This is a genomic window from Pseudovibrio exalbescens (genome assembly GCF_028737195.1).
Lineage (GTDB): Bacteria > Pseudomonadota > Alphaproteobacteria > Rhizobiales > Stappiaceae > Pseudovibrio > Pseudovibrio zosterae.
The window spans coordinates 1-12,218 of record NZ_JAQZAJ010000002.1 but is presented as its reverse complement, the minus strand read 5'-3'; the positions used below and the strand labels follow the sequence as shown (position 1 = coordinate 12,218).

At 56.2% G+C, this 12,218-nt stretch carries 7 protein-coding genes; 6 read left to right on the top strand and 1 reads right to left on the bottom strand.

Features of this window, described 5'->3' with window-relative positions:
- Nucleotides 1-19: 19 nt before the first annotated feature.
- From PUV47_RS05155 to clpB, 6 genes are all read left to right on the top strand, one after another.
- A complete protein-coding gene (locus PUV47_RS05155; RefSeq protein WP_274217442.1) occupies nucleotides 20-1,270 on the top strand; it encodes an aspartate kinase in 1,251 nt (416 codons plus the stop codon).
- Nucleotides 1,271-1,366: 96 nt separating this feature from the next.
- Nucleotides 1,367-3,634: a phosphoenolpyruvate--protein phosphotransferase gene (ptsP, locus tag PUV47_RS05150; RefSeq protein WP_274217440.1), complete on the top strand. Its 2,268-nt coding sequence runs from the start codon at nucleotides 1,367-1,369 to the stop codon at nucleotides 3,632-3,634.
- Between the two features lie 93 nt (nucleotides 3,635-3,727).
- The gene (gene prfA / locus PUV47_RS05145; protein ID WP_274217439.1) at nucleotides 3,728-4,801 is read left to right on the top strand and encodes a peptide chain release factor 1; all 1,074 of its coding nucleotides are present in this window, start codon (nucleotides 3,728-3,730) and stop codon (nucleotides 4,799-4,801) included.
- Between the two features lie 6 nt (nucleotides 4,802-4,807).
- Nucleotides 4,808-5,683, top strand: a complete 876-nt coding sequence (gene prmC / locus PUV47_RS05140) for a peptide chain release factor N(5)-glutamine methyltransferase (RefSeq protein ID WP_274217438.1) — start codon at nucleotides 4,808-4,810, stop codon at nucleotides 5,681-5,683.
- Nucleotides 5,684-6,085: 402 nt separating this feature from the next.
- Nucleotides 6,086-6,886, top strand: coding sequence for a DUF4167 domain-containing protein (locus PUV47_RS05135; protein ID WP_274217437.1), 801 nt, complete (start codon nucleotides 6,086-6,088; stop codon nucleotides 6,884-6,886).
- 294 nt (nucleotides 6,887-7,180) lie between these two features.
- Nucleotides 7,181-9,763, top strand: coding sequence for an ATP-dependent chaperone ClpB (gene clpB, locus PUV47_RS05130; RefSeq protein WP_274217436.1), 2,583 nt, complete (start codon nucleotides 7,181-7,183; stop codon nucleotides 9,761-9,763).
- A gap of 72 nt (nucleotides 9,764-9,835) precedes the next feature.
- Here clpB and PUV47_RS05125 read toward each other — a convergent pair whose 3' ends face one another.
- The gene (locus PUV47_RS05125) at nucleotides 9,836-11,800 is read right to left on the bottom strand and encodes a M23 family metallopeptidase (protein ID WP_274217435.1); all 1,965 of its coding nucleotides are present in this window, start codon (nucleotides 11,798-11,800) and stop codon (nucleotides 9,836-9,838) included.
- Nucleotides 11,801-12,218: the final 418 nt, after the last annotated feature.

Sequence of the window (12,218 nt, the reverse complement as noted above, 5' to 3'; positions counted from 1 at the left end):
CGGAGGAAATTGGGAAGCGATGGCCCGTTTGGTAATGAAATTCGGCGGCACATCAGTTGCCGACCTTGATCGCATCCGCAACGTAGCGCGGCATGTGAAGCGTGAAGTGGAAGCTGGCAACCAGGTTGCCGTTGTGGTTTCGGCCATGGCAGGTGTGACCAACACACTGGTTGGCTACACGAAGGACGCTGCAGCGCTGCATGATGCGCGCGAATATGATGCGGTGGTTGCTTCCGGTGAGCAGGTCACCTCTGGTCTCCTTGCTATCGTGCTTCAGGACATGGGTGTTGAGGCCCGCTCCTGGCAGGGGTGGCAGATCCCAATTCACACGAATGAAGCGCATGGCGCAGCTCGTATTGAGCGAATCGAAGGCGAAACCGTCATCGAACGCCTTGAGCGCGGTCAGATTGCTGTCGTAGCCGGCTTCCAAGGTCTGGCTCCAGACAACCGCATTGCGACGCTCGGCCGTGGCGGCTCTGACACGAGTGCTGTAGCGCTGGCTGCGGCAATCCACGCAGACCGTTGTGATATCTACACGGACGTGGACGGTGTATATACAACGGACCCACGCATTGTGCCGAAAGCTCAGCGTCTGGACCGGGTGTCGTTTGAAGAAATGCTCGAGATGGCGTCACTGGGCGCCAAGGTGCTTCAGGTTCGCTCTGTGGAAATGGCCATGGTGCATGGCGTGCGGACGTTTGTTCGCTCCAGTTTTGATGATCCGGATGCTCCGCAGGTTGGCAATGGCGGATTGCCACCGGGAACGTTGATCTGCGATGAGGACGAAATATTGGAACAGCAAGTTGTCACTGGCATCGCCTTTTCGAAGGACGAAGCGCAAATCTCCATCCGCAATGTGGCCGACAAGCCAGGTGTGGCCAGCAACGTGTTTGGTCCGCTGGCTGACGCCAACATCAATGTGGACATGATCGTTCAGAACATTTCCCCGGATGGAAAGACAACCGATATCACCTTCACTGTTCCTGAAACGGAATATGAGCGTGCGCGCGCCGTAATCGAAGCCAACTCTGAGGGCATTGGTTATGAGACGCTGGAAGGCACGACTGATGTGGTGAAGGTCTCCGTGATCGGGATGGGCATGCGCTCTCACGCCGGTGTCGCTGCGGACTGTTTCCGCGGGCTGGCTGGCAAGGGCATCAACATCCGCGCGATCACAACATCAGAAATTAAAATCTCTGTGCTGATTGATTCTGCCTATACGGAACTTGCGGTGCGGACTCTGCATTCGCTATATGGTCTCGACGGTTAAATTAGGTGAGTCGACATGTTGCGAGCGGCTGTACTACACTAGCGCAGCCGCTAGCCCGACTTGAGGTCGAATGACAAACGATAGGTAGGACAAGGTATGCGCAGCAGCTTGGCCGGACCGCGCGTTCTCTTGCGTCGCCTTCGCGAGGTGATGGCAGAACCCATCAACGCGCAGGAGCGGCTCGACAAGATTGTTCGGCTTATTGCAGCAAATGTGGTTGCGGAAGTGTGTTCCGTCTACATACTGCGAGCCGACGGCGTTTTGGAGCTGTATGCAACAGAGGGCCTGAACAAGACGGCTGTTCACAAGACGGCCCTCCGGATTGGCGAGGGCCTTGTGGGCCTTATTGCCTCTGATGCCCGACCATTGAACCTACCTAATGCGCAGGCGCACCCGGCGTTTGCCTATCGCCCTGAAACAGGCGAAGAGAACTACAACTCCTTCCTTGGTGTTCCTATCCTGCGCGCGGGCCGTACGCTCGGTGTTCTGGTTGTTCAGAACATGGCGCATCGGACCTATTTTGAGGATGAAGTCGAGGCGCTGCAAACCACCGCCATGGTGATTGCAGAAATGGTAGCTGCGGGCGAGCTGGAAGCCATCGCACAGCAAGGCACAACGATTGACCTTGCCAGACCGATGCACCTCAAGGGCGTGCCGCTTTCAGACGGCGTAGGCTTGGGCCATGTGGTTCTCCATGAACCGCGTGTTGTGATTACCAACCTGATTGCTGAGGACGCGGATGCTGAAAAGGAGCGTCTGGACGGCGCCGTCCAGCGTTTGCGCCTTTCGCTTGATCACATGCTTGCCAATGGCGATTTCTCCCAGCATGGAGAGCACCGTGAGGTTCTGGAAGCCTACCGGATGTTCGCCTATGACCGGGGGTGGGTGCGCAAGATTGAAGAAGCCATTCGCAACGGCCTGACGGCCGAAGCCGCCGTTGAGAAAGTGCAGAGCGACACTCGCGCTCGTATGCTGCGTCAGACCGACCCTTATCTGCGGGAGCGTCTGCACGATCTGGATGACCTGGCGCTGCGTCTGATCCGCGAACTAATGGGCCGTGGGCACGGCGCCTCGGAAGGTGAGTTGCCGCAGGACGCCATTATTGTTGCGCGCAACATGGGTGCTGCTGAACTTCTTGACTATGATCGGGATCGCATTCGCGGTCTTATTCTGGAAGAGGGCGGGCCGACCAGCCACGTAACCATCGTGGCTCGGGCTCTTGGCATCCCAACCATCGGGCAGGTGGAAGATATTGTGTCGCTCGTCGAGGCGGGTGATCCGGTTATCGTTGACGGCGAAGTGGGACAGGTTTTCATCCGCCCCGCTCCGGATGTGGAACAGGCCTTTGCCGACAAGGTGCGTTTCCGTGCCCGTCGTCAAGCGCAGTACAAGCGTCTGCGCAACAAGCCAACGGTGACGCTGGATGGCACAGATGTCACTCTGCAGCTGAACGCTGGCCTCTTGGTAGATCTGCCGAGCATGAACGATGCGGGCGCGGCTGGCGTTGGTCTGTTCCGGACCGAACTGCAGTTTATGGTGGCATCGTCGTTTCCGCGGATGAAAGAGCAGCAATCGCTCTATTCCAAGGTATTGGATCAAGCGGGTGACAGGCCGGTCACCTTCCGGTCCCTTGATATTGGCGGCGATAAGGTGCTGCCTTACATGCGCCTTGCACAAGAAGAGAACCCGGCCATGGGCTGGCGTGCGATCCGCTTTGGGCTAGACCGGCCAGGGCTTTTGCGCACACAGATCCGTGCATTGCTGCATGCCGGAGCTGGACGTTCCTTGCGCATCATGTTCCCGATGATTGCGGACGTGGATGAGTTCCGCAAAGCGCGCGATTACGTGGAGCGTGAGCTGCGCCACCTGCGTCAGCACGGTCACGCGACCCCGGAGACATTGCGCCTTGGCGTGATGGTGGAAGTGCCGGGCCTGCTGTGGCAGCTGGAAGAGCTTTATGAGGAAGTGGACTTCGTCTCGGTTGGCTCAAACGATCTGTTCCAATTCTTCAATGCGGTGGACCGTGGCAATACACTGGTAGCAGATCGCTTTGACACTCTGCATCCCGGCTTCCTGCGCGCTTTGAAGCGCATCGTGGAAGTGGGCGATCGCATGCATGTGCCTGTCACCCTGTGTGGTGAACTTGCAGGGCAGCCGCTTGCCGCCATGGCGTTGCTGGGTATTGGCTATCGCAGCCTGTCCATGTCGCCATCCGCAATTGGTCCGGTGAAAGCGATGTTGCGCAGTCTGGATCTGCGGAAGCTATCAGCGCGGCTACTGCCAAGACTGGAGCCCGGACACACGCCGGAGAACATGCGACAGTTCCTGGCCGACTTTGCTTCCGAGCACGATATTCCATTATAGAGACCTAACTTGGCGAGCCGAACGGCGCAGCGCATTTCGCGCTTGCGGTGCCGTCCGGTGTCCGCCTGCTTTTGCTTAAGGAGAAGCGCGCGAATGTTGGCGCAAGAAAAACTGGATACACTGCTGTCGCGCTTTGACCAGATTGAGAGTGAAATGGCGTCTGGCCCAAGTGCCGATGTCTACATCAAGCTTTCCCGGGACTATGCCCAATTGGAGCCGATCGTGAAGTCCATTCGCGAATTACGGCAGGCTGAAGCTGAGTTTGCAGATGCACAAGCGCTGCTTGACGACCGCGATACGGATGCGGAGATGCGTGAGTTGGCGCAGCTTGAACGGGATGAGCTGGCGGGCAAGATTGAAGAACTGACCCAAGTGGTGCGGATCGGTTTGTTGCCGCGAGATGAAGCCGACTCAAGTGACGTCATTCTGGAAATTCGCGCCGGTACTGGCGGCGACGAAGCGGCATTGTTCGCTGGCGACCTGTTTCGTATGTACCAGCGCTTTGCCGACAGCATGGGCTGGAAGGTGGAGGTCATTTCCACCAGTGAAGGCGAGATGGGCGGTTTCAAGGAAATCACTGCCGCTGTGACGGGTCAGGAAGTCTTTGCCAAGCTCAAGTTTGAGTCTGGCGTTCACCGGGTACAGCGTGTGCCCGAAACCGAGTCCGGTGGCCGTATTCACACATCTGCTGCGACAGTTGCGGTGTTGCCACAGGCAGAAGAGGTTGATGTCGACATCAACCCGGCAGACCTGCGCATCGACACCTACCGCGCATCTGGTGCTGGCGGTCAGCACGTGAACACCACGGATTCTGCCGTGCGTATTACCCACGCGCCAACGGGGATTGTCGTTGCCGTTCAGGATGAACGCTCTCAGCACAAGAACAAGGATCGCGCCATGAAGTTGCTGCGCGCCAAGATCTATGATGTTGAGCGTGAGCGTGCGGCCGCTGAGCGCACGGAAAGCCGCCGTCTACAGGTGGGGTCAGGTGATCGCTCGGAGCGTATCCGCACCTACAATTTCCCGCAGGGCCGCGTTACAGATCACCGGATTGGTCTGACACTCTACAAGCTCGACCAGATGATGGCAGGCGAAGCAACAGGCGAAGTGATTGACGCCTTGATTGTAGACCATCAGGCAAACCTGTTGGCCGAAGAAGGGCTTTAAACGCGCATGCAGCCAACGCTTCAACACTTGTTTTTGAAATTGCGCGATGCGTTTCGTGAAGCAAAGTTGGCTGAGCCGGAGACGGACGCCCGGTATCTTGTGGCGGCAGCCGTTGGTGTTGAGCCAAAGATGCTGCCGCTGCACTACGATCAGGTCTCTGGCCCTGAAGTTGTTCAAAAGCTTGAAAAGCAAGCAGCGTTGCGCCTTGGTGGCATGCCTGTCGGCCGCATTCTTGGCCAGCGGGATTTCTGGGGGCTGACTTTCACTCTGAGCGAGGAGACGCTGGAGCCGCGCCCGGATACGGAAGTACTGGTGGAAGCCACGCTTGACTACTGCTTGAATCACGGCGGCCTGCAGAAGGACTGGGTGTTTGCAGACATTGGCAGTGGCACAGGTGCAATTGCCATCGCATTGCTCACGGAATTACCAAATGCTCGTGCCGTTGCTGTTGATGTGAGTGAAGATGCGCTTCTCACAACACGGCGAAATGCAATTTCAAATGGTGTTGGCGAGCGGCTCTATCCGGTGCGTGCTTCATATCTGACGGCGCTGGCGCCAGCTTTCGACTTCATCGTCAGCAACCCCCCATATATCAAGGAGGAGGTCGTTAAAGAGCTGTCGGCAGAGGTGAAAAATCATGATCCAATTGTGGCGCTGTCTGGCGGACCGGACGGGCTGGATGCCTACCGTGAGTTGATTGGAGACGGGGCGCATTTGCTAAGACAAGATGGCGCATTGCTTCTTGAAATCGGCTGGGACCAGCAGCTTCTTTTGCGCCAACTTATTGAAAATAGTAGCCTTACGTTTGCGGAATGCCGACAGGATTTGGGTGGGAACGACCGAGTCGTGCTCGCAAAATGTACTCAGCCTAATGGTTGTTGAGTAATTCGGAAAAAAGGCCTTGGAAATCGGCGCAGAACAAGCTACGTTCATCTCGCCGGCTGATGTTACCAGCGATTAGCTGCATCGGGGCGGGTGCTCAAGACATTTGAGGAAGACCCGAACAATAACGCCGAGGAATTGTGCGCAGCAAGAAATTCGGCAGTCCCGTGTATCGTTGTGTAAGACTGAAGGCGTGTTATAGCGCATTCAAAATCATTGTTGGCTTATCGCAAGACCCAAATTGACCAAATTCCAGTACACGCAGATTTTTAACTGAAGTGCGTACTGTATTTGCGAACACGACAGACCTATTGAAACGGCATATGGACGTTCCAAGGGAATCCACTTGCCCTATGGAAGATTGGCTTCGGCTGATCGCCGTTCGTGAAAGTTAACGGCATAATGAGACCAGGAAATCAGAATAACAAACGAATGCGTGGCCGGGGCCGGAAGGCACCTAATCCGTTGACACGGAGCTACGAGTCCAACGGACCTGATGTAAAGATCCGTGGAACTGCAACGCATATCGCCGAAAAGTATCAGCAGCTCGCGAGAGATGCACAAGCTTCCGGCGATCGTGTGGTGTCAGAAAACTACTATCAGCACGCCGAACACTACTTGCGCATTGTTGCTGCTGCTCAGCCGCAAACAAATCAGCAAAATTCTTCTTCACATCGTTCCGATGCGGATGAAGATGCTGGTGCAAATCAGACCGAAAGCACAAAGCCTGTAGCCGCCGAGAATGCGCAGCCATCAGAAACGTCTGAAGAGCAGCCGCAACCGGTGATCGGTTTGGATACTCCGCAGCCCTTCATTGAAGAGGCGCCTGCCAAGAAGGCTCCTCGACGTAGCGCGAAAGCGGCGGAACAGTCTGAAGAAGACGTTGATACGGACGGCGCTTCCGACAACGAAGAAGATGAGGACGACGACAAGCCGCGTCGCCGCACCCGCGGCACTCGTGGGCGTGGTCTTCGCCGCGCCGCATCTGCTCCTGTTGCCGCCCTGCCTGAAGAAGGTGGAGCGGATGGAGAAGTTGCCGAGGTTGCTGCCGCGGAAGGCGATGGCGAAACGGCTGCCCCACGTGCCAAGCGCACACCGCGGGTTCGCACGCCGCGCGTCCCAAGGTCTCCGCGTACACCTCGTACCCGCCGGACAAAGGCGGCTGACGAGTCTGCTGAGGCACCAGAGGGTGCTGAAGGCTAAAACGCCAAAGTTTTCAAGGCCGGGGTTCTGCTCCGGCCTTTTTATTTCCCGCATTTTCTGTTGCGGCGATTGGGCCAGTACTTAAGCGCAGGCGCAGGGCCTTCTTAACTCTCCTCAAATTCCGTTATGGGTACGTCTCGCCAAGAACTTGTTCTTGGGGGGCTTTTGTTGTCTCATTGCCACATTATATCAAAGGAGCGGGGCGAGATGCTCCGTTCCGGACGCTCTCAATGGGGTTCGGAGTTTCCAAGTGCTGCTCATGCTTCGGGTGATGCAGCGACAGAGGAGAGTTCTATGGATTTTGAGAAGTACAGTGATAGAGCCCGTGGCTTTGTCCAATCTGCACAGACCTTTGCACTAGGGCAAGGGCACCAGCAATTCACTCCAGAACACATTCTGAAGGTTCTTCTGGATGACTCGGAAGGCCTGTGCGCAGGCTTGATTGAGCGGGCAGGCGGTCGCGTGGCTGATGTCCGGCTAAAGAACGATGCGGATCTTGCCGCGCTGCCAAAGGTGAGCGGTGGCAATGGTCAGCTCTACTTGGCGCCTGCGACGGCGCGTTTCTTTGACCAAGCAACCAAGCTGGCTGAAAAGGCAGGCGACTCGTTTGTCACTGTTGAACGTATGCTGCTTGCATTGGCCATGGATAAGGACAGTGCCGCCGGGCGTGCTTTGCACGAGGGTGGTGTCACGCCAAACAGCCTGAACGAAGCGATCAACGAGCTTAGACAGGGGCGCACTGCGGATTCAGCGGGTGCTGAAAATCAGTATGACGCCCTCAAGAAGTACGCTCAGGACCTCACCCAGCAGGCACGAGACGGCAAGTTGGATCCTGTGATTGGACGTGACGAAGAAATTCGTCGAGCCATTCAGGTTCTGTCGCGTCGAACCAAGAACAATCCGGTTCTCATTGGTGAGCCGGGCGTGGGTAAAACCGCCATCGCCGAAGGACTCGCTCTGCGCATCGTGAACGGCGATGTGCCGGAATCCTTACGCGACAAGCGCTTACTTGCACTGGACATGGGTGCGCTCATTGCCGGGGCCAAATATCGCGGTGAGTTTGAAGAACGCCTCAAAGCCGTGCTTTCCGAGGTGCAATCCTCAAACGGCGGAATCGTTCTTTTCATTGATGAAATGCACACGCTGGTTGGCGCGGGCAAAACGGACGGTGCAATGGACGCCTCCAATTTGCTCAAGCCAGCGCTGGCACGTGGAGAGCTGCACTGCGTGGGTGCAACTACGCTCGACGAATATCGCAAGCATGTTGAGAAAGATGCGGCGCTGGCCCGCCGCTTCCAGCCAGTGTTTGTCAGCGAGCCGACGGTTGAAGATACGATCTCCATTCTGCGCGGCATCAAAGAAAAATATGAGCTGCATCATGGCGTCAAGATCGCCGATAGCGCGATCGTCTCGGCGGCGACACTCTCCAACCGCTATATCACGGATCGTTTCTTGCCGGACAAAGCCATTGATTTGGTCGACGAAGCGGCAAGCCGTTTGCGCATGCAGGTGGATTCCAAGCCGGAGGAGCTGGACGAGCTGGATCGACGCATCATTCAGATGAAGATCGAACGCGAGGCGCTCAAAAAAGAAGAGGATGCGGCCACCAAAGATCGTCTGTCCCGGCTTGAAAAAGAGCTGAGCGATCTGGAAGAGCAGTCGCGTGCCCTTACGCAAAAGTGGGAATCTGAGAAAAACAAGCTCAACAGTGAGCAGAAAATCAAGGAGCAGCTGGACGAAGCGCGGATTGAACTTGAAAAGGCACAGCGTGCGGGTGATTTGGCGCGGGCTGGTGAACTTGCCTACGGTGTGATACCGGATCTGGAAAAGCAGCTGACAGTCGCTGATGAAGGTCAGGATGCGGAAGCCATGCTTCGCGAAACAGTAGACAGCGAAAACATCGCGCAAGTGGTGTCTCGTTGGACGGGCATTCCGGTCGACAAGATGCTGGAAGGCGAGCGCGAAAAACTGTTGCGTATGGAAGATGAGCTTGCAAAGCGCGTGATTGGTCAGCAGGAAGCAGTTCATGCGGTCTCGACAGCTGTGCGCCGGGCCCGTGCTGGTCTGCAGGATCCGAACCGCCCGATTGGCTCTTTCATGTTCCTTGGCCCGACCGGTGTGGGCAAGACTGAGCTCACCAAGGCGCTGGCTTCGTACCTTTTCGACGATGAAACGGCCATGGTTCGCATCGACATGTCCGAGTTCATGGAGAAGCACAGTGTGGCCCGCCTGATTGGTGCGCCTCCCGGCTATGTTGGCTATGAAGAGGGTGGAGCACTGACGGAAGCAGTGCGCCGGCGGCCCTATCAGGTTGTGCTGTTCGATGAAATCGAGAAAGCGCACGGCGATGTGTTCAATGTGTTGTTGCAGGTGCTTGATGATGGCCGTTTGACCGATGGTCAGGGCCGTACCGTGGATTTCCGCAATACTTTGATCATCATGACCTCCAACCTCGGCGCCGAGTTCCTTGCAGCCCAAGGCGAGGGCGAAGACGCAGAGGCGGTTCGTGGGCCGGTGATGGAGGCTGTACGAGCTCACTTCCGTCCCGAATTTCTCAATCGCCTTGACGAGATCATTCTGTTCCACCGCCTGAAGCGCACTCAGATGAATGAAATCGTCAAGATCCAGCTTCATCGTCTTCAGCGTTTGCTGGATGAGCGTCATATTACGCTCAAGATTGATGAAGAGGGGATGGAGTGGCTTTCAGAGAAGGGGTACGACCCGGCTTACGGGGCACGTCCGTTGAAGCGCGTCATTCAGAAACAGGTTCAAGATCCGCTTGCCGAACAGCTCCTTGCTGGCAAGATTCAGGAGGGTCAGACGGTAACTTGTTCAGCGGGAACGGATCGCATGCTCTTTGACGTTGCTGAGAGCTGACATCGGTCAACAGGCTATGCAAAAAGGCGGCTTTCGGGCCGCCTTTTTCATGAGAACGGTAGAGCTGTTGCTTTATTGGGCGACGGCTGCCAAGCGCCGGTTTGGCGTGCCTTGTGATACAAGCGCATCAATACGGTCACGCTCACGCTTGAATGCGATAAGAACATCGCCTTCCAGGTTGCGCCCCTTCGGGAGCTTGATCTTCAGTGGGTTCACAAAGCGATCGTTCACCTTCACCTCGTAGTGGAGGTGGTTACCGGAGGACAGGCCGGAAGAGCCCACATAGCCGATCACTTGGCCCTGATGAACGCGGGCACCCTGTTTTGTGCCATCGGCAAAGCGGCTCATGTGGCTGTAGGTCGACACATATCCGTTGGCATGTTGGATCTGCACATGGCGCCCATAGCCGCCGGTCCACGCGGCTCGAATGATGAGGCCTTCACCGGATGCCAGAATTGGCGTACCGCGTGGGGCCGCCCAGTCAACGCCGGTATGCATGCGGCGTGTCTTGTGAATCGGGTGGCGTCTCATGCCGAAGCCGGAGGTGAAGCGCCCGCCCGCAATGGGTTTGCGGAGCAGGAATTGCTGAGCGCTCTGGCCGTTTTCATCATAGTAGTCCACTTCGCCGTCCAGCGGGTTGCGGAAACGATAGAAGCGATGAACACGGCCATTTGCCTGCAGTGAGGTAAACAGGATTTCGGAGGCAGATTTGCTGTCTTCCTCGGGTAAACCGTAGAAAACGCTGATTGCATCTCCCGGACGTATCGTGGAGTTGAAGTCCACGTCATGGGAATAGATGCGCAGCAGCTCTTTAATCAAAGACTTGGGGATCTCGTTTTCCAAGGACGTTTGATAGATGCTGTCGTAGTAGGTCGCGGTTGGGTTCGAGCCGCTGCTGTCAAAGTTCAGATTGTTGAACGCTGTTGCCTGAAGCCCGGAGGATGGCGCTGCAGCCTCGATGAACTGGCCCTGGTCATTGCGCGCGATCGTGCCGACATGCTCTTCATTCTCATAGACGCTGACGCGGAGCAGGCGTCCCTTGGACAGTTCGGGCAGAGCTGGATCCAGAGCAAAGCGCAGCACTTGCCCAACGCGAACCTGGTCGAGACCAATGTCCTCCTTGAAGCGCGTAACGATCTTGTTCGCTTCAAGCTGTGAGCCTTCGTTGTCCAAAATCAGATCCAGCAGGACATCGTCCTTACGAACAGGATGTATGTGTTCTTCAACTGTCGCTGTAGGCTGGGCAGACACGGACATTGCCTGAAAGGACACGTTCTCTTCCGTGATGCGCACTTCCAGATTGTCGAAGTCCATTTCCATGATGGGCGCGAACCGTTGCGGTTCTGCGGCATAGGCGGGTATGGCAGCAATGTCCGTGCGGTTGTCCAGCATGAACAGGGCAGCTTTTTTCACCTCTTCCATCACATTGTTTTCGGGATCCGTCTTTACTGCCGTCAGGCCAAGGGCGCTCATGGGGAAGTCCCGTTGGGAGATGGTGACTTCACCCTCAACGTCTGCGCCATAGATTGCGTCGCTGGTTGCCTGAACCGGCGTGATGTCTTCGCCCTGATACATTGCAATCGGATCGAACGGCGGTATCTCATAACTGTCGCCGGCATCGTGCTCGCCAATCAGGCTGGCGGTCACCAGCGCATAAGGCTGGGCCCGAACATGGTCACGGCCACCTTCGCGGCGTACTACGTTGACCGGGATAATCATGCGGTTGGAAAAACCCGCGTCATTGCTGATTACGCGGTCGCCTTTACCACCTCGGTTATGTGCAAGATGTTCGCCTTCGTCATCACTTGCAGCCTGGTAGGGGGTGGAGATGGTATACTGGCCGTCCAATGAGGCCATCAAAGCGCCGCCCATCAAAACAATAGAGGTGACGCCTGTCAGAACTGTGCCAATCAACCAACGGGCATTGAGCGCAGAACTGGCATCTGCCGTGTTTGCGGTGCTATCGATTGCCAATGCGTGCTCAGTGCCCAGATCAATCTGTGCAACGCCCGCAGCGTTGTGGTGACCTGCATACATTCTGTTATCTGTTTCCCACCCTAGTCGCCTGTGTATATAGGCTGTCAGATTCAAGCGGTTTCATGATCGTCGCTGAGCCCCCAGCGCCTCTATCATAAATGCATTCAGATTACGGCTGCAATTTGGCTTTCACCAACCCCTATTAACAGGGAGAATACCTTGTGTACTCACTGCGACTCTCTCCATAGCGTCAACCGAAAAATCAATTAAAAATCAACTTCTCCCGAGGCCCTGTGAATTTTATGAAGTTTTTATATCAAGGCCGTTGACAGTTGGGGATGGTCGGCCTATAACCCGCTCCACGCCGCCGGGACGGAGCGCTTGAGCGCCTTGGACGGAGCGGCAAAAAGATCAGAGATTTGAGGTGGTTAGCCTTGGGTTTCCCGGAAGATGGAAGTCTTCAGTTCATTGACAATTA